General features: G+C 71.2%; 29 protein-coding genes and 2 tRNA genes. 8 read left to right on the top strand and 23 right to left on the bottom strand.

All coding sequences use genetic code 11. The features are described from left to right. Window positions 1–7: 7 nt before the first annotated feature. Complete coding sequence (locus tag C3E78_RS06345) at window positions 8–487, bottom strand: DUF3145 domain-containing protein (RefSeq protein ID WP_438938497.1); 480 nt, start codon at window positions 485–487, stop codon at window positions 8–10. A 141-nt stretch (window positions 488–628) separates the two neighbouring features. Here C3E78_RS06345 and C3E78_RS06340 point away from each other — a divergent pair, with 141 nt between their 5' ends. Continuing rightward, the gene (locus C3E78_RS06340; protein ID WP_108577497.1) at window positions 629–934 is read left to right on the top strand and encodes a GNAT family N-acetyltransferase; all 306 of its coding nucleotides are present in this window, start codon (window positions 629–631) and stop codon (window positions 932–934) included. Between the two features lie 3 nt (window positions 935–937). Here the strand turns inward: C3E78_RS06340 and C3E78_RS06335 are convergent, their stop codons facing one another. Continuing rightward, on the bottom strand, window positions 938–1,366 hold the full coding sequence (locus tag C3E78_RS06335) for a phosphatase domain-containing protein (protein WP_108577496.1): 429 nt from the start codon (window positions 1,364–1,366) through the stop codon (window positions 938–940). A gap of 18 nt (window positions 1,367–1,384) precedes the next feature. Beyond that, window positions 1,385–1,458, bottom strand: a tRNA-Met gene (locus C3E78_RS06330). Window positions 1,459–1,485: 27 nt separating this feature from the next. Here C3E78_RS06330 and C3E78_RS06325 point away from each other — a divergent pair. After that, window positions 1,486–2,226, top strand: coding sequence for a PIG-L deacetylase family protein (locus C3E78_RS06325; RefSeq protein ID WP_108577495.1), 741 nt, complete (start codon window positions 1,486–1,488; stop codon window positions 2,224–2,226). Between the two features lies 1 nt (window position 2,227). Here the strand turns inward: C3E78_RS06325 and C3E78_RS06320 are convergent, their stop codons facing one another. The 3 genes from C3E78_RS06320 to C3E78_RS06310 all read right to left on the bottom strand — a co-directional run bounded on the left by C3E78_RS06320 (window position 2,228) and on the right by C3E78_RS06310 (window position 4,850). Further along, window positions 2,228–2,893, bottom strand: coding sequence for a hypothetical protein (locus C3E78_RS06320; protein ID WP_108577494.1), 666 nt, complete (start codon window positions 2,891–2,893; stop codon window positions 2,228–2,230). 29 nt (window positions 2,894–2,922) lie between these two features. Next, the gene (locus C3E78_RS06315; protein ID WP_108577493.1) at window positions 2,923–3,942 is read right to left on the bottom strand and encodes a zinc-dependent alcohol dehydrogenase family protein; all 1,020 of its coding nucleotides are present in this window, start codon (window positions 3,940–3,942) and stop codon (window positions 2,923–2,925) included. 176 nt (window positions 3,943–4,118) lie between these two features. After that, window positions 4,119–4,850, bottom strand: a complete 732-nt coding sequence (locus C3E78_RS06310) for an SDR family oxidoreductase (RefSeq protein ID WP_108580783.1) — start codon at window positions 4,848–4,850, stop codon at window positions 4,119–4,121. 95 nt (window positions 4,851–4,945) lie between these two features. Here C3E78_RS06310 and C3E78_RS06305 point away from each other — a divergent pair, with 95 nt between their 5' ends. Continuing rightward, complete coding sequence (locus C3E78_RS06305) at window positions 4,946–5,794, top strand: LysR family transcriptional regulator (protein WP_108577492.1); 849 nt, start codon at window positions 4,946–4,948, stop codon at window positions 5,792–5,794. 12 nt (window positions 5,795–5,806) lie between these two features. Here the strand turns inward: C3E78_RS06305 and C3E78_RS06300 are convergent, their stop codons facing one another. The 10 genes from C3E78_RS06300 to C3E78_RS06255 form a co-directional block, all read right to left on the bottom strand. Further along, a complete protein-coding gene (locus tag C3E78_RS06300) occupies window positions 5,807–6,778 on the bottom strand; it encodes a D-cysteine desulfhydrase family protein (RefSeq protein ID WP_199906947.1) in 972 nt (323 codons plus the stop codon). A gap of 123 nt (window positions 6,779–6,901) precedes the next feature. Next, window positions 6,902–6,974: transfer RNA gene (locus C3E78_RS06295), tRNA-Asn, on the bottom strand. Beyond that, window positions 6,965–7,558, bottom strand: a complete 594-nt coding sequence (locus tag C3E78_RS06290; RefSeq protein WP_135804856.1) for a sigma factor — start codon at window positions 7,556–7,558, stop codon at window positions 6,965–6,967. The genes C3E78_RS06295 and C3E78_RS06290 overlap by 10 nt, the downstream gene beginning before the upstream one ends. Before the next feature lie 75 nt (window positions 7,559–7,633). Further along, complete coding sequence (dnaG, locus tag C3E78_RS06285; protein ID WP_108577490.1) at window positions 7,634–9,520, bottom strand: DNA primase; 1,887 nt, start codon at window positions 9,518–9,520, stop codon at window positions 7,634–7,636. Window positions 9,521–9,571: 51 nt separating this feature from the next. Continuing rightward, on the bottom strand, window positions 9,572–10,804 hold the full coding sequence (locus C3E78_RS06280) for a deoxyguanosinetriphosphate triphosphohydrolase (RefSeq protein WP_108577489.1): 1,233 nt from the start codon (window positions 10,802–10,804) through the stop codon (window positions 9,572–9,574). Beyond that, complete coding sequence (locus C3E78_RS06275; RefSeq protein WP_108577488.1) at window positions 10,801–11,271, bottom strand: GNAT family N-acetyltransferase; 471 nt, start codon at window positions 11,269–11,271, stop codon at window positions 10,801–10,803. Before C3E78_RS06275 ends, C3E78_RS06280 begins: the two co-directional genes overlap by 4 nt. A 13-nt stretch (window positions 11,272–11,284) precedes the next feature. After that, window positions 11,285–12,136, bottom strand: coding sequence for a bifunctional DNA-formamidopyrimidine glycosylase/DNA-(apurinic or apyrimidinic site) lyase (gene mutM / locus C3E78_RS06270; protein ID WP_108577487.1), 852 nt, complete (start codon window positions 12,134–12,136; stop codon window positions 11,285–11,287). Window positions 12,137–12,140: 4 nt separating this feature from the next. Then, window positions 12,141–12,896: a ribonuclease III gene (rnc, locus tag C3E78_RS06265; RefSeq protein ID WP_328591575.1), complete on the bottom strand. Its 756-nt coding sequence runs from the start codon at window positions 12,894–12,896 to the stop codon at window positions 12,141–12,143. Further along, window positions 12,851–13,036 carry a 50S ribosomal protein L32 gene (gene rpmF, locus C3E78_RS06260; protein ID WP_056607529.1) on the bottom strand — a complete coding sequence of 62 codons (186 nt, stop codon included), beginning with the start codon at window positions 13,034–13,036 and terminating at the stop codon, window positions 12,851–12,853. Before rpmF ends, rnc begins: the two co-directional genes overlap by 46 nt. A 3-nt stretch (window positions 13,037–13,039) precedes the next feature. Next, window positions 13,040–13,783 (bottom strand): YceD family protein, encoded by a 744-nt coding sequence (locus C3E78_RS06255; protein ID WP_328591574.1) that lies wholly within the window; start codon window positions 13,781–13,783, stop codon window positions 13,040–13,042. Here C3E78_RS06255 and dinB point away from each other — a divergent pair. Next, entirely contained in the window at window positions 13,760–14,944 is a 1,185-nt protein-coding gene (dinB, locus tag C3E78_RS06250) for a DNA polymerase IV (protein ID WP_108577486.1), read from the top strand. The genes C3E78_RS06255 and dinB overlap by 24 nt on opposite strands. A gap of 19 nt (window positions 14,945–14,963) precedes the next feature. Here dinB and C3E78_RS06245 read toward each other — a convergent pair whose 3' ends face one another. The 6 genes from C3E78_RS06245 to C3E78_RS06220 form a co-directional block, all read right to left on the bottom strand. Next, window positions 14,964–15,200 carry a DUF1059 domain-containing protein gene (locus C3E78_RS06245; RefSeq protein WP_108577485.1) on the bottom strand — a complete coding sequence of 79 codons (237 nt, stop codon included), beginning with the start codon at window positions 15,198–15,200 and terminating at the stop codon, window positions 14,964–14,966. A gap of 75 nt (window positions 15,201–15,275) precedes the next feature. After that, window positions 15,276–16,115, bottom strand: a complete 840-nt coding sequence (locus tag C3E78_RS06240; RefSeq protein WP_108577484.1) for a sigma-70 family RNA polymerase sigma factor — start codon at window positions 16,113–16,115, stop codon at window positions 15,276–15,278. Between the two features lie 18 nt (window positions 16,116–16,133). Further along, complete coding sequence (gene coaD / locus C3E78_RS06235; protein ID WP_108577483.1) at window positions 16,134–16,607, bottom strand: pantetheine-phosphate adenylyltransferase; 474 nt, start codon at window positions 16,605–16,607, stop codon at window positions 16,134–16,136. Continuing rightward, window positions 16,604–17,170, bottom strand: coding sequence for a 16S rRNA (guanine(966)-N(2))-methyltransferase RsmD (gene rsmD, locus C3E78_RS06230; protein WP_108577482.1), 567 nt, complete (start codon window positions 17,168–17,170; stop codon window positions 16,604–16,606). Before rsmD ends, coaD begins: the two co-directional genes overlap by 4 nt. Further along, the gene (gene recG, locus C3E78_RS06225) at window positions 17,167–19,302 is read right to left on the bottom strand and encodes an ATP-dependent DNA helicase RecG (RefSeq protein ID WP_108577481.1); all 2,136 of its coding nucleotides are present in this window, start codon (window positions 19,300–19,302) and stop codon (window positions 17,167–17,169) included. Before recG ends, rsmD begins: the two co-directional genes overlap by 4 nt. Next, window positions 19,302–20,888 (bottom strand): DAK2 domain-containing protein, encoded by a 1,587-nt coding sequence (locus C3E78_RS06220; protein WP_108577480.1) that lies wholly within the window; start codon window positions 20,886–20,888, stop codon window positions 19,302–19,304. Before C3E78_RS06220 ends, recG begins: the two co-directional genes overlap by 1 nt. Window positions 20,889–21,043: 155 nt before the next feature. Between C3E78_RS06220 and rpmB the strand changes: the two genes are divergently transcribed. Both rpmB and C3E78_RS06210 read left to right on the top strand, forming a co-directional pair. Next, complete coding sequence (gene rpmB / locus C3E78_RS06215; RefSeq protein WP_108577479.1) at window positions 21,044–21,229, top strand: 50S ribosomal protein L28; 186 nt, start codon at window positions 21,044–21,046, stop codon at window positions 21,227–21,229. A 61-nt stretch (window positions 21,230–21,290) separates the two neighbouring features. Next, complete coding sequence (locus C3E78_RS06210) at window positions 21,291–22,742, top strand: amidase (protein WP_235833700.1); 1,452 nt, start codon at window positions 21,291–21,293, stop codon at window positions 22,740–22,742. On the opposite strand, the gene C3E78_RS06205 is transcribed toward C3E78_RS06210, so the two are convergent. After that, window positions 22,719–23,675 carry a thiamine-phosphate kinase gene (locus tag C3E78_RS06205; protein WP_108577478.1) on the bottom strand — a complete coding sequence of 319 codons (957 nt, stop codon included), beginning with the start codon at window positions 23,673–23,675 and terminating at the stop codon, window positions 22,719–22,721. The two genes, C3E78_RS06210 and C3E78_RS06205, sit on opposite strands and share 24 nt — an antisense overlap. An 86-nt stretch (window positions 23,676–23,761) precedes the next feature. Between C3E78_RS06205 and C3E78_RS06200 the strand changes: the two genes are divergently transcribed. After that, the gene (locus tag C3E78_RS06200) at window positions 23,762–23,998 is read left to right on the top strand and encodes an Lrp/AsnC family transcriptional regulator (RefSeq protein WP_108577477.1); all 237 of its coding nucleotides are present in this window, start codon (window positions 23,762–23,764) and stop codon (window positions 23,996–23,998) included. Between the two features lie 3 nt (window positions 23,999–24,001). Continuing rightward, complete coding sequence (locus C3E78_RS06195; protein WP_108577476.1) at window positions 24,002–24,454, top strand: DUF3515 family protein; 453 nt, start codon at window positions 24,002–24,004, stop codon at window positions 24,452–24,454. The last annotated feature ends 21 nt before the right edge of the window (window positions 24,455–24,475 follow it).

Raw genomic sequence — 24,475 nt, 5'->3', positions numbered from 1 at the left:
CCCGGCCTCAGATGACCTGGTGCAGCCAGCGCACCGGGGCGCCGTCGCCGGCGTGCCGGAACGGCTCGAGCTCGGCGTCCCACGCGACACCCAGCAGGCCGTCCAGCGCGGTCTCGATGTCGACCTCGCCGAGCGACGCCTTGACGCGGAACGCCTTGATGCGGTCCTCGGGGATGAGGATGTCGCCGTGCAGGCCCGTCATCGCGTGGAAGATCCCCAGCTTCGGGGTGTACGAGTAGCGTGCGCCCTCGCTGGACGCCGTCGGCTCCTCGGTGACCTCGAACCGCAGCTGCTCCCAGCCGCGCAGGGCGGACGCCAGCGCAGCCGCGGTGCCGACCGGTGCCTGCCACGAGAGCTCGGCCCGGTACGTGCCCGGCTCGACCGGCTGCGGAACCCAGGAGATGTCAGGCGTACCGCCCAGCACTCCGGCCGCCGCCCACTCGACGTGCGGGCACAGCGCAGACGCGGACGAGTGCACAAAAAGCACTCCCCGCGTGAGGATCGTCGGCGAAGACATGTTCATCGGTGCCTCCCTAGTGTCGCCTTCCCCAGCGTCTTGGGTGCACCTGCGACCATTGTGTCGTACTTTCACGTCCACAGACAACATCCCACCCGAGGAGAATGTCGGATGACGACCACAGTGCAGGACAACCCCACCGATTCCCGCTTCGAGATCATGGTCGACGGCGAGCTCGCCGGCTTCGTCGATTATCGCAAGGACGGGGACGAGTACGCGCTCCCCCACACCCGCGTGTTCTCGCAGTTCGAGGGCCAGGGCATCGGCGGGAAGCTCGTCACCGGCGCGCTCGACGAGATCGCCTCGCGCGGTGGCACGGTGCTGCCCTACTGCCCGTTCGTCCCCAAGGTCATCCGCGACAACCCCGCGTTCCTCGAGCTCGTCCCCGAGGACCAGCGGGCGACCTTCGGCCTGTAGCCCTCACCCGACGACGTGCACGGCGATGTCGTGCTCGCGCCAGAGGTCGATCACGGACGGCTTGTCGTCCCACGCCTCGAGCACGGTGTAGCCGTCGGCGGTGATCCGCTCGAGGATCTCGCGCTTGATGACGACGTCCTTGCGGTAGTCGCCGACGATCCGCATGTACAGCGCGTCGTACGGGACGTCGTGCGCCACCAGCCAGTCCAGCGTGAGATCGCGCCAGATGAACTCGCGGGACGTCACGACGAGCACGGCGCGTCCCTGCTCGTGCTGGGTGCGGGCGGCCTGCACGACGTCGGCGTGCGCGGGGCAGTCCGCGGACGCCGCGTGGAACGCCGCGAAGTCCCGGTCGTCACCCTCGACGAGGTGCTGGATGCTCGTGGTGTCGCACAGTGTGCCGTCCATGTCGAAGATCGCCGCATCGCGCATGGCCGGCCTTTCTGTCAGTAGGGAGGGCGGGGCTCGAACCCGCGACCCAGGGATTATGAGTCCCCTGCTCTAACCAGCTGAGCTACCTCCCCGAGGGAATGCGGGCTTAGCCTACCGACATGGAGCCCTCACCCCTGGAACCCGTCGACGAGAGCTGGGACCGCGCCCTGGTCGTCGTGGCGCACCCGGACGACGTCGAGTTCGGCGCTGCAGCAGCCGTGGCCAGGTGGACCGGACAGGGCAAGACCGTCGTCTACTGCATGGTCACGAGCGGCGAGGCGGGCATCGACGCCCTCGCGCCCGATGTGTGCCGCGGCGTGCGGATGGACGAGCAGATCGCGTCCGCCAGCATCGTCGGGGCCGACACGGTCGAGTTCCTCGGCCTGCCCGACGGGGTGCTGGAGTACGGCGTGTCGCTGCGCCGCGCGATCAGCGCGGTCGTGCGCAAGCACCGTCCCGAGATCATCGTGACCAACAACTTCCGCGAGACCTGGGGCGGCTCGGCACCCAACCAGCCCGACCACATGGCGGTCGGCCGCGCGGCCCTCAACGCGGCCAGCGACGCCGGCAACCGGTGGATCTTCCCCGAGCAGCTCGTCGAGGGCCTGGTGCCGTGGGGCGGGGTCAAGCAGGTGTGGGCCGCCGGGTCCCCCGACGCGACCCATGCCGTCGACACGACCGACACCTTCGACCGTGGCGTGGAATCCCTCGCGGCCCACAAGGCGTACATCGACGGGCTGGGGTGGGAGGACTTCGACCCGGCCGAGTTCCTGGCGGGCGTGTCGCGTCCCACCGGCTCGCGCCTCGGCACCACCCACGCAGCCGCGTTCGAGGTCTTCAACCTGGCATGGGGCGGGTGAGTCAGTCGTCGGCCCGGGAGCGGCGTGCGGCCCGGTAGGCGCGCTCGCGCAGGCGCACCGCCCAGTCGTAGTAGCCCAGGCCGGGCAGCGTGTTGAGCACCGGGTCGAACGTGACCTGCTCCTGCGCCGGCGACTCCTCGAGACGCATGCGGGCGAAGATCGTCCACTTCTCCTGCGTGTGGGCACACGCCAGGTCGAACGCCCGGTACTCGCCCTGCACGGGGATGGCGGCCAGGTTGAGCGGGCCGCCGGACGTCTCGTACGGGATGAGCGTCGAGTACGACCGGTGGTCCGCGCTGGCTCCGGGCAGGAGCACGTACCGGCTGATGCGACCGAGGCCCGTCGCCGCCAGGAGGATGTCTGCGTGGCGCCCACCGTCGACCGGCAGGCGGATGGCCATGCCATGGATGTCCGGCAGCGCCGGCGGCAGACCGAGGGCGCGGGACACCCTGACCAGGGCGGACGTCGTGCCGGGCTCGTCGATGAACGGCACCCCGACCGGCTCGCACAGGCCCTGCCGCTGGATGACCGCGTCGTACAGGCGCCCTCGCGGGTGCAGCGGCTTGGCGGCAGGCCGCACGCGGGCCACGAGACCGAAGGCGGCACTGAGGCCGCGGCCCCCGGCGTCGAGCACGCCCCTCGACAGCCGTGTGGGCAGCTCGGCCATGCCCGTCTCCCTCGTCCGTCGGCGGCGGCTCACGGCTTCAGGAGCACCTTGATCGCCGTCCGCTCGTCCATCGCCTGGTACCCGTCGGCGGCCTGGTCGAGGGGTAACGTCAGGTCGAAGACCTTGCCTGGGTCGATCGTGCGGTCCCAGATGAGCTGGACCAGCTCCGGCAGGTACTGGCGCACCGGGGCGGGACCACCATGGAGATGGACCCCCGACATGAAGAGTGCGTCCCCGGGGATCGCGACGTCGTGCGAGACACCGACGAAGCCGACGTGCCCACCCGGACGCGTCGAAGCGATGGCCTGCATCATGGCTTCCTGCGTGCCGACCGCCTCGATCACCGAGTGCGCGCCGAGACCGTCCGTCAGCTCCTTCACCCGGTCCACGCCCGCATCACCCCGCTCCTCCACGATCTCCGTGGCGCCGAACTCGCGGGCCAGGGCCTGACGGTCCGCGTGGCGGCTGACCGCGATGATCCGCTCGGCCCCGAGCCGGGACGCTGCGAGAACGGCAAGCAGCCCCACGGCACCGTCGCCGACCACGGCGACGGTCTTCCCGGGCCCGGCTTCCGCAGCGACCGCCGCGAACCACCCCGTGCCCAGAACGTCCGAGGCGGCGAGGAGCGAGGGGACCAGGTCGGCGTCCGGCATCCCCGGGGTGGCGACCAGGGTGCCGTCCGCCAGCGGGATGCGGGCGAGCTCGGACTGCGTGCCGATCATCCCCATGGGCACGCGGTGGACGCAGTGGGACTGGTAGCCGGCCCGGCAGATCTCGCACGTGTTGTCCGACGCCCAGAAGGAACCGACGACGAAGTCGCCGACCGAGACGGTACGGACCTGCGAGCCGATCTGCTCGACCACGCCGACGTACTCGTGGCCCATCACCTGGTGGTCCACCGGCTCGGCCGCGCGGTACGGCCACAGGTCGCTGCCGCAGATGCAGGTCGCCGAGACACGAATGACGGCGTCGGTCGGCTCGACGATCTGCGGGTCGTCGCGCTCCTCGACCCGCACGTCCCCGGGCCCGTACATGACCACCTGGCGCATCGTTTGCTCCCGTCATGGCGCTCGTGTGGTGCCGGCCGGCCCACCTCACCCAGTGAACCCCGCAACCGGCACATGCGCATGCCCGTTCGTCCTCCCCGTGGGCGAGCGGCGGTGGGTGCGCCACCGTATGAGGCCGAAATCGGGCCCATACGGTGGCAGAAGCACCGCCGCCCGACTCACCAAGGGACGAGGCCCGCGTCCTCGAAGAAGCCACCGGTCGGGCCGCCGTCGGGAAGCGTCGCCAGTCGGATCGCGGTGGCCGCGCCCTGCCCGGGCGTCCGCACGCCGCGGAAGCCGTTGAGGTCGGTCGCGACGAAGCCTGGACAGGCGGCGTTCATGAGGATGTCGGTCCCGTCCAGCTCTCGGACGTACTGGATCATCACCGCGTTGAGGAAGGTCTTGGAGGTCGAGTAGGCCGCGGCAACGGGCCCGGTGGTCAGCTCGCCACCAGATCCGGACTGGCGCGTCAGGGATCCGACGCTGCTGGACATGTGGACGATCCGCGGGCTCGGCGAGAGGCGCAGCAGCGGCAGCATCGCGTTCGTGACCCGGATGACCCCGAGCACGTTCGTCTCGACGACCGTCCGGATGATGTCGAGGTCGACGGTGGTCGGTTGCTGCGGTCCACCGCCGGTGATCCCGGCGTTGTTGACCAGGGCGTCGAGGCGGCCGGCCCGTTCGCGGACCAGGTCCACGGCGGCCGCGACGCTGTCGTCGTCGGTGACGTCCAGCGGCACGGCGAAGGCGTCCACCCCGGCCTCACGCAGGCGGGCCACCGCCTCCTCGCGCCGGGTCCGGTCGCGCGCCCCCACGCCCACGCTCCATCCGAGCGCGCCGAGGCCCGCCGCGATCTCGTAGCCGATGCCCTTGTTCGCGCCTGTCACCAGTGCTGTCTTGTTCTCACTCATGTCCTCGAGCATGCGGAACCGCGCGGACGACCCCCAACACCATGTGGGTCTGCAGCGATACCCCACGGGTATGGCTGCGTTGATACGCTCGGCGCATGGAGACCCGGGAGCTGCGGTACTTCGTCGCCGTCGCCGAGGAGCTGCACTTCGGACGCGCCGCCGAGCGGCTCGGCATCGCCCAGCCGCCGCTGTCCCGGGCGATCAGCCAGCTGGAGCGCCGACTGGGTGCCACCCTCCTGGAACGCACCAGTCGATCGGTGACGCTGACCCCCGCGGGCGAGGTCCTCCTGCACGAAGGACGCGCAGCCCTGGACGCGGTGGAGGCCGCCGAGCACCGCGCCCGGCGCGCGGCCGCCGACGGACCGGGAGCACCCTCCGTCGTCCTCGCGACCAAGGCGGGAGCCTCCAGCGAGCTGCTGGCCAAGCTCCTGCACCGGTACGCCGCGGACCCCGGATCGATCACCGTCGACGTGGTCCTCTGCGGTCCGGGCGAGCAGGAGCGCCTGCTCCGCACCGGCCGCGCCGACGTGGCGCTCCTCCACCGGCCCTTCGACGACGTCTCCGGCCTCGACCACGAGGCGCTCGTCACCGAGGGACAGGTCGCGGTCCTTCCCGCCGGTCACGCCCTCACCACCCGTCAGGGGCTGCGCGTCGACGATCTCACCGACGTCCCCGACCTGCCGCTGCCGCGGTGGCCGGGTACCGACGGCTCCTATCCCGACGGGCCCGGGCCCGAGGTCCACAGCCACTCCCAGCTGCTCCAGCTCGTCTCGCTGGGGCGGACCCTGATGATGGCGCCCGACTCGTGCCGGGCCCAGCTGCACGACGACCTGGTCGCCGTGCCGGTCGTCGACGCCCCGACCGTGACCACCGTCATCGCCTGGCCGTCGCACAGCCGCTCGCGCGCCGTCGCCGACCTGGTCCAGACCGCACTGCGCCTCTGACGCCCGGGGCGATCAGTCGCGCGGAGGGACGTCCCGCCACGGCGAGACGTCGGCGTGCCCGAAGAGTCCCGGAAGTCCGCCGGAGTGCAGGAAGACCGTCCGCTCCCCCGCCGTGATCGTCCCCTCGCGGACCCCGCTGATCAGGCCGGCACCCGCGCGGCCGGTGTACACGGGGTCGAGGATGACGCCCTCCGTGCGGGCGAACAGCTGCATCGCCTCCCGGATGTCGTCCGACAGCACGCCGTACCCGCGGCCGACGAGGTCGTCCCGCACGACGAGGTCGGTCGCTGTGCCACCTGCGGACGGGTCGAGGGCCTGCCACAGGCCCAGGACGCGCTCGACGGCGTCCGGGACGGCGCCGGTGTCCACGCCCGTCACCCGGTCCGGGCCCAGTGCGCTGACGAGTCCGGCCATCGTGCCGCCGGAGCCGACGGCGACGACCACCCGGTCGAGCGTCGGCATCTGGTGCAGGAGCTCGCGACCGGCTTCCTCGTAGGCTCCGGCCCCGACGGCGTTGGACCCGCCGAACGGGATGATCCCGGCCTTGCGGCCCGTGGACGCGGCTGCGTCGGCCTCGGCCTGAACGGCTGCCTCGAGACCCTCACCGTCGACCTCCCCGGCCCAGACGAGGTGGGCGCCCAGCATCCGGTCCAGCAGGAGGTTGCCGCTCTCGGTGTCAGGGTCGACGCCTTCGAGCACCAGGACGACGGGCAGCCCGAGTCGCGCTCCCGCCGCGGCGGTCAGGCGCGCGTGATTGCTCTGCGGGGCGCCGCTCGTGATCACCACGTCGGCGCCCCACTGCATCGCCTGGGCCATCGTCCGTTCGAGCTTGCGCGCCTTGTTCCCGCCGCCGCCCAGGCCGAACAGGTCGTCCCGTTTGATCCACAGGTCGTCGGGCCCGAGCCCCAGGTGGACGCCCAGTCGCGGCATGGGCTCGAGGGGTGTCGGCCAGGAGCCGAGGCGCACGGGCGTCGGCGCGTTCACGGGTCGAGGCCCGGCCCGGAGGACACCATGCTCCGCATCCTTCCAGACGGGGTCGTTCCCCGCCGTCCGCGTCGTGCCGGAAACGACGAAACCCCCGCCGAAGCGGGGGTTTCGTGGGTCCTGCTCCCCCACTTGGACTCGAACCAAGAACCCTCCGATTAACAGTCGAATGCTCTGCCAATTGAGCTATGGGGGATCGGCTTCTCGGTGAAGAGGAGCACGGTCGACAACTTTAGCAAGTCGCTCCCGGAGTTGTCGCATCGCCTTCCCCTCGACCGATCTGATCCTCGTCACACTGACCCCCAACCGCTGTGCCACGGCGATCCTGGACATCGGCGGACCGCCGTCGGGCCCCAGCCCGAACCGCAGACGCAGCACGTCGGCGGCGTCGTCGGAGAGTCCGTCGAGCAGGGACTCGTCGTGCGTCGCGGAGTCGTCGTACGGCGGGTCGACCCCGTCGAGCGGCAGGTCGTCACGTCGACCGACCGACATCTCGGCGCCGATCCAGTGCCACGCGTACGTCGCGAGGCGGACGCCGCGATCGGGGTCGAACCGGTCCACGGCGCGGATGAGCCCGACCGCACCTGCCTGCACGGCGTCCCGCATCTCCTCCCCCGTCAGACCGAGCAGGCGGGCCCGCAGGGCGACGGAGCGCAGGCCCGCGGTGATCAGCGCGACGCGGGCGTCGGCGTCGCCCTGATGGGCCGCCACGGCCAGGGCCCGCTCCTGCTCGGCGTCCAGGATGGGCAGGGACATCAGCTCACGGACGAATCGATCCACCCCGCCAGCCTGCGGCGACGGCGTGCCGACGGACAGTGGTGAGGCGGCCGCCTGTGGATCGCGCGCGGCCGGCTCTCAGCTGGGGACGTCGCCGCTCAGCGACCGGTCGCGCAGCGTGCGGAACTGCTGCTCGAGGGCGATCAGGTCACCGAACATGCGGTTGTACGTCTCGGCCTCGTCGATGGGGTTGGTGCGCTGCAGCTTGGACTTGATCTCGGCGATCCTGCGGCTCAGCGTGAGCAGCTGCAGGCGCATGAGGATCGACGAAACCACCGCCGCGGTGTTGCCCTCCCGCGCGCGCATCGGCTCGACCGCCGCGATGGACAGGATGCGCTTGGCGTCCTCGTCGTGGACCGAGTCCGACAGCTGGGGCAGCCAGTTCGGGTTGGGGCCGGTCGGCCACGGCATGGCCTCGATGTGCTTCCACAGCAGCTTGGAGATCGGGTGCGTGAAGTCATTGTCGTCGATGTCGTCGGCGAGCTTCGCAGCCAGGTGCGGGTGCTGGACGATCGCCTTCAACGCCTCGCGCTCGTCGGCGAACTGCGGCTGGCCGAAGTTGACCGCCGGCGACGGCATCGACGCGGTGGGCGCGTCGTGGGTGACCGGCTGGCCGCCCTTGGACGACGTGGCGACGCGACGGCGGTGCTCGGCCCGCACCTGGTCGACGTCGGTGCCGACGCGGCCCGCGATCTCCCGCAGCAGCTCGTCGACCTTGGACTTGTCGCGGATCGCCGAGGCGAGCCCGACGGCCTCGCGGACCGCGTCCACGCGCTGGTCGCCGCGGTCGAGGTCGTACTTGCCGAGCAGGTTGTCCAGCACGAAGCGGTACAGCGGGATGCGGGACGCCACCAGGTCGCGGACGGCCGCGTCACCGTCGGCCAGCCGCAGGTCGCACGGGTCCATGCCCCGCGGCTCCACCGCCACGTACGTCTGCGCGACGAACTGCTGGTCGCCGCTGAACGTCTTGAGCGCGGCGCGCTGGCCGGCCTCGTCGCCGTCGAAGGTGAAGATGACCTCGCCGTGGAACGCCTGGTCGTCGAGCATGAGTCGGCGCATGACCCGTGCGTGGTCCTCACCGAACGCCGTGCCGCACGTGGCCACGGCCGTCGTGACGCCGGCGAGGTGGCACGCCATGACGTCGGTGTAGCCCTCGACGATGACCGCCTGGCTGGAGGACGAGATCGACCGGCGGGCCAGGTCGATGCCGTAGAGGACCTGGGACTTCTTGTAGATGGGCGTCTCGGGGCTGTTGAGGTACTTCGCCTCGACCCGGTCGTCGTCGAACATCCGGCGCGCGCCGAAGCCGATGATCTCGCCGGTCATCTCCCGGATCGGCCACAGCAGCCGGCCACGGAACTTGTCGTAGAGACCGCGGGTGCCGCGGTTGGCGAGCCCGCCGGTGACGAGCTCGTCCTCGGAGAACCCCTTGCCCCGCAGGTGGGCGACGAGCGCCTCTCCTCCGCGCGGCGCGAACCCCATGCCGAACAGCTCGGCGGCAGCCTGGTCGAAGCCGCGGTCCTGGACGAACTGGCGACCGGCCTGCGCGTCCGGTGACGACTGCAGCGCGGCGGCGTAGAACGCGCCGGCCTCGCGGTGGGCCTCCAGCAGGCGGTTGCGCTGGTTGGGGTCGCGGCGCGGACCGGTGTGCCCGCTGCCCTCCTCGTAGCGCAGCGTGATGCCGGCCTTGGCGGCGAGACGCTCGACGGTCTCGACGAAGCTCAGGCCCTCGATCTCCATGACGAACTTGAAGACGTCGCCGCCGGCCCCGCAGCCGAAGCAGTGGTACGAGCCCACCGACGGGCGCACGTTGAAGGACGGGGACTTCTCGTCGTGGAACGGGCACAGGCCCTTGCGGGAGCCGCCGCCGGCGTTCTTGAGGGTGACGTACTGCTCGACGACCTCGTCGATGCGGGTGCGTTCGCGGACGAGCTGGATGTCCTCGTCCTTGATCAGCCCGGCCATGGGGTGAATGTTAGTCGGCCCCACCCACCCCGCCACGGGCGGCAAGCCCCGTCAGCCCAGCAGGCGCAGGCCCCAGGCGCGGGCGGACACGTCGGTCAGGCTCGCGACCTGGTCGATCAGCACCCGGTGGCGGGCGGCATCGTCCTCCGCGCGGGCGAAGTCCTCGGCGAACTCCGCCTCGAGCTGCCTGCCCTCGGACCGGTCCAGGGCATCGACGAGGGCCAGGAGCAGCTCGCGCTGGCGACTGAGCGGCCCGGCCCGGTCCTGCGCCTGCATGACGTAGTGCGCGGCGATGGACTTCAGCACCGTGATCTCGTCGCGGGTGCCCGTCGGCACCTCCAGGTCGGCCCCGAAACGGGTCAGCGGACCGCCGCCCCACCTCTGGACGGTCGCGGCCTCCGCCGCGTGCGCGAAGCGTCCGATCAGGGCGCTGGTCAGGCTCTTGAGCACGGCGCGCTCGGCACGGCTGCCGTCGAACCCCGTGGTGGGCCACTCCGGCATCTCCTGCAGGCGCTCGAGCGCCGCGTCGAGGCGGTCGTCGGTGGCCGTGTGGTCGTACCAGTCCCGGGCGACGGCGTGGATCGCCGCAGTGTCCAGCTCACCGGCCCGCAGACCGAACCAGCCGCCCACGACGCCGTCCTCGACGTCGTGGACCGAGTAGGCGATGTCGTCGGCCAGGTCCATGACCTGCGCCTCGATCGGTCGGCGCCGGGCGGGAGCGCCGTCCCGCAGCCAGTCGAACACGGGCAGGTCGTCGGTGTAGACCCCGAACTTGCCGGCAGCCTCCGGCACCTCGCCCCGCCGCCACGGGTACTTCACGCACGCCGAGAGGGTGGCCCGGGTGAGGTTGAGCCCGACGCTGCGACCGTCGGGCCCGAACGCCTTGGACTCCAGCCGGCTGAGGATCCGCAGCGTCTGCGCGTTGCCCTCGAACCCGCCGCAGGACTGCGCGGCCTCGTCCAGCGCGACCTCGCCGTTGTGGCCGAACGGCGGGTGCCCCAGGTCGTGGGCCAGAGCCGCGGAGTCCACGATGTCCGGGTCGCAGCCCAGCGCCTTGCCCAGCTCGCGGGCGACCTGCGCGACCTCCAGCGAGTGGGTCAGCCGGTTGCGGACGAAGTCGTCGAAGCCCGCGCCCATGACCTGGGTCTTGGCCGACAGCCGGCGCAGCGCCGCGGAGTGCACGATGCGTCCGCGGTCGCGCTCGAACGAGGTGCGGCCGGAGCGCTTGGGCGGCTCGTCGACGAAGCGCTCGTACGCCTCGTCGCCGTAGGGGGCGTCCGTCATCGGATGGTCTTGGCCATCAGGACGTTGGTGGTCTCGAAGCCCGCCGACTCGTACAGGTTGATGGCCGTGGTGTTCCGCCCGAAGACGTGCAGGCGCAGCGTCTGGATGCTGTGGTCGGCGCACCACCCCTCCGCGGCCTCCAGCAGCTCGCGGCCGAGTCCCTGCCCGCGTTCGCCCTCGAGGACCTCGATGGCCTGGATCGCAGTCGCCGGCGGGGTCTGCGCGGGATCGGTGTAGAGCCACAGGTAGCCCACCTCGCGGTCGTCGACCGTCCCGACGAAGAAGTCGTTGTGCGGCGTGTCCAGTCCCTGCGGGAGCTGCTCGGCGTTCTCCCGGAGCGCCCGCTCCACCGCCCCGTCCTCGGGCCAGCTCCCCGCCTCGACCTTGCCCTGGGCGTACCAGCCCATCACGTGCCTCATCCAGGACGCGAAGAGCTCGGCGTTCATGGGCTGCAGGGTCAGGCTCATGCGGCCAGCGTAGTCAGAACCGCCCGTTGCGCGGACGCGGCTGGCAGTGCGGGCACCAGAACGACGAGCGGTTCATGAACGGGTCGCGGCGGATGGGGGTGCCGCACCGCTGGCACGGCCGGCCCTCCTGGCCGTACGCCTGCAGGGAGCGGTCGAAGTAGCCGCTGTTGCCGTTGACGTTCACGTACAGCGCGTCGAACGACGTGCCGCCTTGGGCGAGCGCCTCGCGCATGACGTCGCCGATGTGGCCCAGCAACGCGTCGATCTCGCGGGTCCGCAGGTGCCGGGTGTTGCGGGCGTAGTGCAGCGGCGTCCGCCACAGCGACTCGTCGGCATAGATGTTGCCGACCCCGGAGATGAGCGTCTGGTCGAGGATCGCCCGCTTCACGCCCGTCTGGCGCTTGCGGATCCGGGCGGTGAACTCGGCCGGGTCGAACAAGGGGTCCAGCGGGTCGCGCGCGATGTGCGCGATCTCGGGCGGGAGCTCCGCGCCGTCCTCGCTGAACGACATCCCGCCGAAGATGCGCTGGTCGGCGAACCGGAGCTCGGTGCCGTCCTGCAGCGCGAGCGTGATGCGCAGGTGTCGCTGCGGGGGCGCGGACGCCTCGGAGACCAGGAACTGCCCGCTCATGCCCAGGTGGCACAAGATGGCGTCGCCATGGTCGAGCTGCATCCACAGGTACTTGCCTCGGCGGGCCACGCCGACGACCGTCCGTCCCTCCACCCGGTGCCGGAAGTCGGCCGGGCCGGGTAGGTGACGGCGCACCGAGCGCACGTCGTGGACCGTGACGGCGGTGATCGTCCGGCCGACCACGTGGTCGGCGATGCCGCGACGGACGACCTCGACCTCGGGCAGCTCGGGCACGGGTCTAGGAGCCGGGCTGGTCGAGACCGGCGTTGATGGCGCGCCAGGCGATCTCGGCGACCATCTGCTCGGCCTCCTTCTTGGAGCGGCCGGCACCCCCGCCGAACGTCGCCTCGCCGACGACGACCTCGGCGGTGAAGCTCTTGTTGTGATCCGGCCCCGTGCCCACCAGCACGTAGTGCGGGACGCCGAGATCGTTGTTGGCGGCGATCTCCTGCAGGGACGTCTTCCAGTCCAGGCCTGCGCCGAGGCCGGAGGCTGCGGCGATCACGGGGTCGAACACCCGGTGGATCACCTCGGCGGCCCGTTCGATGCCGAACTGGACGTAGATCGCGCCCAGGATGGCCTCGACCGTGTCGGACAGGATCGAGGCCTTGTCACGACCACCGGTCGTCTCCTCGCCACGGCCGAGACGAACGTGCTCGCCGATGCCGAGGGTGCGCGCGACCTCCGCGAGGGCCTTGGCGCTGACGACCGCTGCACGAAGCTTCGCGAGCTGCCCCTCGGGCAGGTCGGGATGCTCGGTGAAGAGCGTGTCGGTGACGACAAGACCGAGCACCGAGTCCCCCAGGAACTCGAGGCGCTCGTTGTTGGGCACACCGCCGTTCTCGTACGCGAACGAGCGGTGTGTCAGCGCGTGCTGGAGCAGCTCCGGGTCGAGGTCCTGGACTCCCAGGACCTCCCGGAGCGCCCCAGCGTCAGCTGCGGCAGAGATCAGAGGACCTGGCGACGCTCGCCGCGAGCTCCGTACTGTCCGCACTTGGTGCACGCGTGGTGCGGCTGCACCTTGGAGTCGCACGCGGGGTTGGCGCAGTCGACGATCGCCGTTGCGGTGGTCTTCCACTGCGAACGACGGTGACGCGTGTTGCTGCGCGACATCTTCCTCTTCGGGACTGCCACGATCTACTCCTTGCTGTCGTCGGACGTGTTGCCCGACTCTGACTGGTCGGCTGACGGGACCGGTTGCTCCGCCAGCTGGCTCAGCGCCGACCACCGTGGGTCGATCGCTTCACCGTGTGTGTGATCTGGGTCATCCGCGAGTCGCGCCCCACACTCGGGGCACAGTCCCGGACAGTCCGGACCACACAACGGGTTGTGCGGGAGTGCGAGCACCACCGCGTCCCGCAGAACGGGTTCGAGGTCGAGCAGCTCGTCCTCGAGGACATGATCCTCCTCGTCCGCCTCCTCCTGGTCGGAGGGTGCTTCATAGAGGAAGAGCTCCTGGAAACCGACCACGACAGGTTCGTCGATGGGCTCCAGGCACCGCACACACTCACCCACGGCCCGCGCCGAGAAGGTCCCTGTTGCCAGGATCCCCTCCATGATCGCCTCGAGCCGGAGCTCGAGCTCGATCGTGGAGCCCTCGGGCACGGCGTAGACGTCGTAACCCATCTCTGCCGGCGCCTCGATGGTGCGGGTGAAGGTACGTTCGGCGCCGGGTTTGCGACCCATCTCGTGGGTATCGAAGACCAGCGGTCCGGACAGCACGATCAACCATCCATCCAAGAGCACGACAAGAAGAGGACCTGCAAGCAGGCCGAGGTCAATCGTAACCCCCCGGGACACGCCGAGGCCAATCGCCCGGGACGAGCGAGTGTCGGGGGCAGGTGGAACCATGCCAGCATGACCGAGGGCACCGTGCTGCACGCCGACCTCGACGCCTTCTACGCGTCGGTCGAGCAGCGCGACGACCCCTCGCTGCGGGGGCGTCCGGTCATCGTGGGCGGTGGTGTCGTGCTGGCCGCGAGCTACGAGGCGAAGGCTCGCGGTGTGCGGACGGCGATGGGCGGCCGGCAGGCGTTGCGGGTCTGTCCCGACGCGGTCGTCGTCCCGGCCCGGTTCTCGGCGTACACCGAGGCGAGCCGGGCAGTTTTCGACGTCTTCCACGACACGACACCGCTCGTGGAGGGCATCTCGATCGACGAGGCCTTCCTCGAGGTGGGCGGCCTGCGGCGCATCCGCGGCGCACCGTCGACCATCGCGACCCAGCTGCGAGCGGACGTCCGCGACCGGGTCGGGCTGCCGATCTCGGTCGGCGTCGCCCGCACCAAGTACCTCGCGAAGGTCGCCTCGGCGGTGTCCAAGCCCGAGGGCATGCTGGTCGTGCCGGTCGAGCAGGAGCTGCAGTTCCTCCACGCGCTGCCGGTCGAGCGGCTCTGGGGAGTCGGCAAGGTCACGTCCGCCAAGCTGCGGGACGCGCGCCTCACGACCGTCGGCGACGTGGCCGAGATGTTCGAGAGCGAGCTCGTCCACCTGCTGGGCCCCGCCGCGGGCCGCCACCTACACGCACTGGCCCACAACCGCGACCCCAGACCGGTGCAGACCGGCAAGCGGCGCGGGTCGATGGGCGCCCAGCACGCGATGGGCCGCGGCGACCACTCCCCTGCCGATCTCGACCTCGTCCTGCTCACGCTTGTCGACCGGGTCACCCGCCGGATGCGCGCCGCCGGGCGCACGGGCAGCACCGTCACGATCCGGCTGCGCTTCGGCGACTTCACCCGCTCGACCTCGTCGCACACGCTGGCGCGGCCCACCGCCCACACCGTCACCGTGCTCGACGTCGCCAGGCGGCTGCTGGCGTCCCGCTCAGGCGTCATCAAGGACAAGGGCATCACCCTGGTCGGTGTCTCGGTCGGGTCGCTGGACGACGGCCCGGCTCAGCTGGCCCTGCCGCTCGACGTGACCGCCGGCTCCGAGCTCGACGACGCGATCGACGCCGTGCGCGACAAGTTCGGCTCGACGTCGCTGCGCAGGGCGGTCCAGATCGGCCGGGGCGACCCGGTCGCGGCCCCGCACCTGCCCGACTGACCCGGGGAAGCGACCGGGCTCAGGACTCGGGCAGGCGGGCGAAGGCATCCTTCATCCCGCGGTACCAGTCCAGAGACTTCTTCGGGTGCCGCCAGCGCCCTTTCATGGCCTCGCGCGCGTCCTGGTGCGTCGCGTCGCCGGCCTTCTCCGCCTCCTTCAGGTGCTGGTCCTGGGCGTTGATGACGTCGTCGGCGGTCTCGCCGCGGTGCTCGAGGTCGCAGGGACCTCCCAACTGGCGACAGGTCATGGTCTTCATGTGCGGCACTTCCTCTCCGGACGGGTTCGTACGCACCTGACGATCGGCGCGGCACGGATGTGACCGGGACACGCATCAGTCGCGTCGATCGACGCCCTCGCGACGGACCACGCGCGTCAGCGCATCGGCATCGGCCCGGAACGTGATGCCACGCACCACCCCGTCGGCGACGGCGAAGTCGAACAGCACCATCGCCTGCCCGCGGTGGAACCACGCCGTCGCGGGACGATCGTCGACGAGGACCGGCAGGGCCGCACGGGCGCTGCCGTCGAAGAACTCGGCCACCCGCTGCCGCCCCTCGATCAGCGTGGGGGTGCCGCGGGCGACGGCGGCCGCGTCAGCGGTCACCCGGGCGTCCGGGGCGAGCAGCGCGATCAGCCGCTCGAAGTCGCCCTCACGCGCAGCGGCCATGAACGCGTCGACGACCTCCCAGTCGGCGAGCCGATCGCGCGCGGGCGGCTGCCTGACCTTCGCCCGCGCCCGGGAGGCCAGCTTTCGCGCGGCGGTCGGCGTCGTCTCGAGCACGGCGGCGATGGTCGCGAACTCGAGGCCGAAGCTGTCGTGGAGGACGAAGGCGACCCGTTCGGCGGGGCTGAGCCGTTCCAGGACCACCTGGAGCGCGACGCCGACCGAGTCCGCGAGGACGACGTCGTCAGCGGGGTCCGGTGCGGTCGCGGCCACGGCGTCGGTGTGCTCGGTGGGCACCGGCACCCGTGCGCGCAGCCGGTCCAGGCACAACCGCGTGGTCACGGTCGTCAGCCAGGCCGGCAGGCTCGCGATCGACGCGTCGGTGGCGTCCAGGCGCAGCCACGCCTGCTGCACCACGTCCTCGGCCTCGACCGGATCGCCGAGCACGCGCGTGGCGATCGCCAGCAACCTCGGCCGTTCGGCCTCGAAGTGCTCGGCGAGTCCCATGTCGCCACCTCTCGCGGGTCAGGCGTACTTGGCCTTCAGCTCGTCGTTGACGAAACCGGGGACCAGGCCGGAGACGTCGCCGCCGTGCTTGGCGACCTCCTTGACCAGGCTGGACGCGAGGAACGAGTACTCCGGCGACGTGGGGATGAAGACCGTGTCGACGTCGGTGAGGCTGCCGTTCATCTGCGCCATCTGCAGCTCGTAGTCGAAGTCGGTGACCGCCCGCAGGCCCTTGACGATCGCGTCGACCCCGTGGGCCGTGCAGAAGTCGACGAGCAGGCCGGTGAAGGACGCCGTCGAGACGTTGGGCAGGTGCTTCGTCGCCTCGGTGAGCAGCTCGAGCCGCTCGTCGATCGTGAACAGGCCCTTCTTGTTCTCGTTCACGAGCACGGCGACCACGACCTCGTCGAACAGGTGCGCGGACCTCTCCACGATGTCGAGGTGACCATTGGTCACCGGGTCGAAGGAACCGGGACACACGACCTTCGTCATGCCTGCGACCGTACCGCAGGGCGTCCGAACCACACCGTCGTCTCCCCGTACTTCTTGGTGCGCAGGCCCTCGACCCCGTCGGGCCAGACGAACGGGTCCCGGGTCGCCCGTTCGACCACGAACAGCGTGTCGTCATGAGCGAACGACTCGTGGACCGCCGCGACGAGAGCCGTCACCGCAGTCGTCGGCACGGCGTACGGCGGGTCGATCAGGACCAGGTCGAAGACGTCGCGGTCACCCTCCTCGACCCATCGCTCGGCCTTGCTCCGCTCGACGACGCCCTCGGCGCCGAGCGCCCGCAGGTTGCCGGTGATCACCGACGCGGCCTGGCCGTGGGCCTCCACGAACACCGCGTGCCGCGCACCGCGCGAGATCGCCTCGATGCCGAGCGCACCCGAGCCCGCGAACAGGTCGAGCACCGCGATGCCGTCGAGCCCGCCCAGCTCGGACTCGATCGAGGAGAACATCGCCTCGCGGACCCGGTCGGACGTGGGCCGGGTGCCGTCGCCCTTGGGGGTCTTGATCTGTCGTCCGCCGTGTCGTCCGGCGATGATGCGCGTCATGTCCGCTCCAGGTAGTCGGCCTGCTCGGAGTGCTCGAGCTCGTTGACCGCGGCTGCCAGCGTCGGGTGGGAGGTGAGCGCCGGATCGGCCAGCACGATCGCGTCGGCCGCCGCGCGTGCCTCCTCGATGACCTTCTCGTCCTTCACGACCGACAGCAGCCGCAGGCTGGACCGTACGCCGGACTGCCGCGCGCCCAGCACGTCGCCCTCCCGGCGCAGCTCCACGTCGAGCTTGGACAGCTCGAACCCGTCGGTCGTCGAGGCGACCGCGTCGAGCCGCTCGCGCGCCGGTGAGTCGCTCTCCGCGCCCGTGACCAGGAGGCAGAGACCCGCCTCGCTGCCACGACCCACCCGGCCACGCAGCTGGTGCAGCTGGGACACGCCGAAGCGGTCGGCGTCCATCACGACCATGACGGTCGCGTTCGGGACGTCGACGCCGACCTCGACGACGGTCGTCGCCACGAGCACGTCGGTCGTCCCGGCGGCGAACGCGTTCATGGCGGCGTCCTTCTCGTCGGGGCTCATGCGCCCGTGCAGCGTGCCGACCCGCAGCCCGTGCAGCGGCCCGTGCACGAGCTCCTCGTGCAGCTCAACGAGGGAGGACGTGTCGCTCTCGGACGGCTCGTCGCCGATGCGGGAGACCACGACGTACGCCTGCCGGCCCTTGCCGACCTCCTCGCGGACCCGCTCCCACGCGCGGGCCAGCCACGCGGGGCGCTCGGCGTACGGCACGACGTTGGTCTGGATCGGCTGCCGGCCGGCGGGGAGCTCGCGCAGGGTCGAGACCTCCAGGTCGCCGAAGACCGACATCGCGATGGTGCGCGGGATCGGGGTGGCCGTCATGACCAGCACGTGGGGCGTGACCTCGGACCGGTCCACGAGGGCGGCGCGCTGCTCGACGCCGAAGCGGTGCTGCTCGTCGACGACGAGGAGACCGAGCTCGGCGAACTGCACGTGGTCCTGGATCAGCGCGTGGGTGCCGATGACGATGCCGGCCTCGCCGGACGCCGCGTCGAGCAGCGCCGCGTTGCGGGCCTTGGCCCCCATCGAGCCGGTGAGCAGGCGCACCCGGGTCGCCCCGTCCGCACCGCCCAGCATGCCGCCCTTGGCCAGGTCGCCGAGCAACGCGGTGATGCCGCGGAAGTGCTGGGACGCGAGCACCTCGGTCGGCGCCAGGAGGGCTGCCTGTCCCCCGGCGTCGACGACCTGGAGCATCGCCATGAGGGCCACCACGGTCTTGCCCGAGCCGACCTCTCCCTGCAGGAGCCGGTGCATCGGGTGCGTGCGGGCCAGGTCTGCGGAGACCTCCTCGACCACGGCCCGCTGCCCACCCGTGAGCGTGAACGGCAGCTGCTGCTCGAAGCGCGTGCGCAGACCGCCGTCGATCGTGGGACGGGCCGCCGCCCGGTCGTCCTCCAGCGCGTGCCGGCGCTGGGCGAACACCGTCTGGACGATGAACGCCTCCTCGAACCGGAAGCGGTCGCGCGCCTTCATCGCCTCACCCATCGAGTGGGGCCGGTGGATCGACTCGAGCGCCGCGCGGGTGCCGGCGAAGCCGCGCTCGGAGCGGATCGACTCCGGCAGCGGGTCGTCCACCGTGTCGAGGCTGTCGAGGCACAGCCCGATGAAGCTCTCGATCTTCCACGTGGGGACCTTCGCCGTGGCCCGGTAGATCGGCAGGACGCCGCGGGACAGCCGGGACGCCGCGGTGTCGCCCTCCTCGTCGAACAGGTCGTAGTCGGGATGGGTCAGCTGCAGGCGCCCGTTGAACTGGCCGACCTCGCCCGAGAACAGGCACATCATCCCGGGCTTCATGCGGTCCTGCAGCCAGCGCTGCTGGAAGAACGTCAGCGACAGGCGGGCACCCGAGTCGTCGGTCACGATGACCTCGGTCCGGGTGCGCTTGCCGCCGGGACCGAACGAGTAGTTCTTGGCCTCGACGACCCGGGCGAGCACCGTCGCGTGCTGGCCGACGTGCAGGTCGGCCAGGTTGCTGGCCTTGCCCAGCTCGACGTAGCGGCGCGGGTAGTGGCGCAGCAGGTCGCCCACGACGTGCATGTCGAACGCCTTGGCCAGCGGCGTGGCGGTCTTGTCGCCCAGGACGTTGACCAGCTTGGTGGTGAGATCGACCATCACTCGACCGCGATGAACAGGGGGTAGTTCTCCTGGCCGCCGTCGTAGACGAGCAGGTCGACGTCGGGACGCACCCTCCTGAGGTAGGCGCGCAGCGACGCCTCGTAGCCCGGATCCGATCCTTCGCCCAGCACGACAGTCACCATCTCACCTGCCGGCGACAAGATCTTGTCGATGACCTCGTACGCGACCTCGAGCACGTCGTCGCCGATGACCGTGAAGTCACCGGTCACCACGCCCAGGACGTCACCGGGGCCGACCGGGCCGGCCATCGTCATCCCGTTCTCCGTCGCGACCGTGACCGCGCCGTGCTGCGTGTGCGCCGCGGCGCTGGACATCGCGACGACGACCTCGTCGAACCCCAGCCCCGGGTCGTGCACCGCGAGAGCGGCCAGGCCCTGCACCTGGGCGTTGGTGGGGATCACCGCGACCCGGATCCCGTCGTGACGGGCCGCCTGGGCAGCGGCCTCGAACTGGCGGATGTAGCGGAAGTTGTTGGGCAGCACGATGATCTCGTCGGCGCCCACGTCACGCAGCGACGCGCTCATCTCGGCGACGGTCAGCGGGCTGTCGCGGGTGAACTCGAGGGTCTGCGCGCCGGCCTCCTCGCACAGCGCGGTCAGCCCCGCACCCGTCGTCGCGGTGATGACCACACGGCCCTTCTGCGGTCCCCGCGCGATCTGGTCGGCGAAGTGGGTCACCGCGATCCGGTACGGCCGCCCGGCCGCGATGCCGACCTCGATCGCGGCACCCACGTCGTCCACGTGGGCGTGGACGTTCCACAGCCGGTCACCGCCGACGACCACGAGCGAGTCGCCGAGCGCCATCAAGGAGGCCCGGAGCTCGGGGATGCGGTCGTCGTCGGCCTCGAGGAGGTACATGACCTCGTACGACGGCCCGTCCGCGCTCAGGTCGTCGCCCGCGACGCGGATCGGTTGCGGCACGTGCGCGGCGACCTGCGGCGGGACGCGCCCGGTCAGCGCCTGCTCGGTGGCGTCCAGCACGACGACGAGCGCCCGGCCACCGGCGTCGACGACACCGGCCCGCGCCAGCAGCTCCATCTGCTCGGGCGTCCGCGCGAGCGCCTCGCGGGCGGCGTTCGCGGCCTTGCCGAAGACCGTGTGACCGTCCACCCCGTCCTCGGCAGCGGCGACCGCCCCCACGGCAGCGGCCTTCGCGACGGACAGGATCGTGCCCTCCACCGGCGCGCCCACCGCGGCCCAGGCGGCGTCGGACGCCGCGACGAACGACCGCGCGACATCTGCGGCGCTGACCGGGCCCTCGAAGGGCAGGTCACGGAAGCACGCCCTCACGAGCTGGGAGAGGATCACGCCGGTGTTGCCCTTGGCCCCGGTGAGGAGGCCGTCGACGTACGCCTTGACGAGCCGTTCCAGGGACGCGTCCCGCCCGAGCGCCTCGACCGCGTCGGCGCCGGACATGAAGGTCAGGTACGCATTCGTGCCGGTGTCGCTGTCCGGGACGGGGAACACGTTCAGGGCGTCGATCTCGGCCCGAGCGGACGACAGGGCCCCTGCGCACAGCTGCGTCCACGCCCGGAAGGCCGCGGCGTTGAGGGTGAGGCCCATGGGGGGAGGCTATCGTCCGACGCCCCACCCAGGAGGGACCGACGGTGCTGATTGGCGTCGGCATCGGGTCGTCGGCTATTCTTGAGCGGTTGACTTCTGGCGATTCGGTCAGGAGCCTCCCCATTCTCGGTAAGTCTCAATTTCAGGAGTTCGCCATGGCTGCGGTCTGTGATGTGTGTGCCAAGGGACCTGGTTTCGGCCACAACGTCTCCCACTCGCACCGACGCACGAAGCGTCGTTTCGATCCCAACATCCAGCGCGTGCGCGCCGTCATCAACGGCACCCCGCAGCGCGTGAACGTCTGCACCTCGTGCCTCAAGGCCGGCAAGGTCAGCCGCTAACGCTGCCCTGCCCGGACCCGGGCTCTGGTCAACTTCCCTGAAGTGACCCTAGAGTCATCTCGTGACCCACGAGATGACCACCCGTGTCCACGCCTTCGGCGACGACGCACTCGGCGACCTCGACTCTGTCGGGGTCGCCGCTGCTGTTGCTGACGGCCGCATCAGCGCGCGCGAGGCTGCCGAGGCGGCCATCGCCCGCGTCGAGCTGGTGAACCCGTCGCTCAACGCGGTCCAACGCCCCGACTACGAGCGCGCCCTGGCCGCGGTCGAGCGCACCCCCACCGGGCTGCTGGCCGGCGTCCCGACCTTCGTCAAGGACAACACCGACGTCGCGGGGCTGCCGTCGGACCAGGGATCGCTGGCGGTGAAGGCGCGGCCGGCCACGGCCAACGCCCCGTTCACCGACCAGCTGCTGTCCGCGGGACTGACGGTGCTCGGCAAGTCGACGATGCCCGAGTTCGGCTTCAACGCGACGACGGAGTACGCGACGCTGCCGCCGACACGCAACCCGTGGCACACCGGCTACTCGGCCGGCGCCTCCTCGGGCGGTGCCGCCGCCCTCGTGGCGTCCGGGGCCGTCCCGATCGCGCACGCCAACGACGGCGGCGGGTCCATCCGTATCCCCGCCGCGGCCTGCGGCCTGGTCGGCCTCAAGCCGACGCGCGACCGGGTCGTCCCGGCCGCTGAGTCCGCGACCCTGCCGGTCGACATCGTCTCGAACGGCGTCCTGACCCGGACCGTCCGCGACACCGCACACTTCATGGCCGCCACGCAGGCGTACCGACCGGCGCCCGGCATGCGGCCGCTCGGGCTCGTCGAGGGACCGGCCGACCGCCGCCTGCGCATCGGCCTCATCCTGGACTCGGTCACCGGCATCGCGACCGACGAGGACACCCGCCAGGCCGTCCTGTCCGCCGCCGACCTGCTCGGCTCGCTCGGGCACGACGTCATGGAGGTCGAGCTGCCCGTCGATCGCCGCTTCATGGAGGACTTCAAGCACTACTGGGGACTGCTGGCGTTCGCGACCCAGCACTTCGGCCGCAAGGTCATGAGCCCCGACTTCGACAAGACGCTCACCGATCCCCTGACCCGCGGGCTGGCCCGGCAGTTCGTCCGCCGCGCCTGGCGCACCCCGATGGCGATCGCCGGCCTGAAGCGCTCGACCGCCGCCTATCGGGCGGCGTTCGAGGACGTCGACCTCATCGTCTCCCCCACGCTCGGCTACACCACGCCCGAGCTCGGCTACCTCTCGCCCGCGGTCGAGCCGTTCAGCCTGATGTTCGAACGGCTCGTGCGGTACGCCGCGTTCACGCCGCTCAACAATGCCTCGGGCGGCCCGGCCGTCTCGCTGCCGTTGGGACGCTCATCGGCGCAGATGCCGATCGGCGTCCACTTCTCCGCCGACCACGGCGACGAGCAGACCCTGCTCGAGATCGCGTACGAGCTGGAGTCCGCCCAGCCGTTCGCGCGGATCCAGGACCCGCGTGGCTCAACGGAAGTGCTGGTGCCCTGACGCGCCCTCGTACGCGGCACCGTCGACCGTGACGCCGCTGCCGTCGGCGACCTGGCCGATCCGGGTCCAGCCCGCGGGCACGGTCGTCTCTGAGCTGAACGTGGCGACCAGCGCGTAGTCGTCGCCGCCCGTCAGCACGAAGTCCATCGCGTTGCGGCCGAGGGCCTCCCCGACCGTCGCGACCGGCTCAGGGACGACGAACGTGTGACTGTCGAGGTCGATCGCGACCCCGCTCGCGTCCGCGATGTGCCCCAGGTCGGCGAGCAGACCGTCGCTGACGTCGGTCATGGAGGTGGCACCGACGCCTGCCGCCTGCGGGCCCGCGGCGTACGGCGGGCGTGGCACGCGGTGCGCCTCGACGGCCGCCTTCGGCGAGCGGAACCCGCGGCTGAGGGTCGCGAACCCCGCGCCCGCCAACCCCAGCTCGCCCGAGTACGCGACGTAGTCACCCGGCAGCGCTCCCGAGCGGCGGACGGGGCGAGCCGCGTCACCCATCGCGGTGACCGCGATGATGATCTTGTCCGACTCCGTCACGTCCCCGCCGACGATGTGGGCACCGACGTGGGCGCACTCGTCCTCGAAGCCGCGGACCATCTCGAGGGCCCAGGCGACCGGCAGGTCCGCGGGCGCGCCGAAGCCCACCGTCAGGGCGGTGGCGACGCCGCCCATCGCGCTGATGTCCGACAGGTTGCAGGCGGCGGCCTTGCGGCCGATGTCGTGCGGGGAGGACCAGTCGCGGCGGAAGTGACGTCCCTCCAGCAGCAGGTCGGAGGAGACGACGAAGGTGCCGTCGTTGGTCGACACGTGCGCCGCGTCGTCCCCCGGGCCGAGCAGGATGTGCCGGTTCTGACCGACCTGCGCGCGGACCCGGTCGATGAGCCCGAACTCCCCGAGGTCGCCGATGGTGGGGTTGTCCGTCGCGCTCGAGTTCATGGGTCCATCTTCTCGCAGCCGAAAGTCGATCCTCGCGCGACATCCGGTAGCGTGGCACAGTCCAAGTCACACCGAAGGAGCATCCGATGGCCGTTCAGGCTTACATCCTCGTCCAGACCGAGGTCGGCAAGGCCGCCGACGTCGCCAGGGCGATCGGGGAGATCGCCGGTGTGACGCTCGCGGAGGACGTCACCGGCCCGTACGACGTGATCGCCCGCGTGGAGGGCCCGTCGATGGACGAGCTCGGCACGCTGGTCGTGTCCCGGATCCAGACCGTCCCGGGCATCACCCGCACCCTCACCTGCCCGATCGTGCGCATCTGAGCCGTGCGCTCGTTCCTGCGCGGCGCCGTCCTGCTGGGCGTCCTGCTGGCCGCCGGCGCGTGCAGTCCGGGCCTGCGGGTCGACTCCTACCCGACCGAGCCCGGCACCACGGTCGACTGCGAGGCGTTGTTCGCCGACGCGCCGCAGAAGGTCTCCGGTGAGGACACGATCCGCGTCGACGGCGACAACGCGGTGGCGTGGGGCGCCCCGCCGATCATCCTGCGCTGCGGCGTCGAGAAGCCGGCCGCGCTGACCACGTCGTCCGAGTGCTACCCGGTCAGGGACATCGGCTGGTTCGTCGAGACGACGTCCGACGGGTACCTGTTCACCACGATCGGCCGGACGTTCTTCGTCAGCGTCGAGGTGCCGAACGACTACGATCCCGCCGCGGACGCGCTCGCCGACCTCGCGCCGGCCATCGCCAAGCACGACCCGTTGGTCAAGCCCTGCGTCTGACGCCGTGGCCGGCCGGACCGG

The sequence above is a fragment of the Aeromicrobium chenweiae genome (assembly GCF_003065605.1).
GTDB lineage: Bacteria > Actinomycetota > Actinomycetes > Propionibacteriales > Nocardioidaceae > Aeromicrobium > Aeromicrobium chenweiae.
The sequence above is the reverse complement of the archived record's forward strand: the minus strand, read 5'-3'. Positions and strand labels throughout refer to the sequence as shown.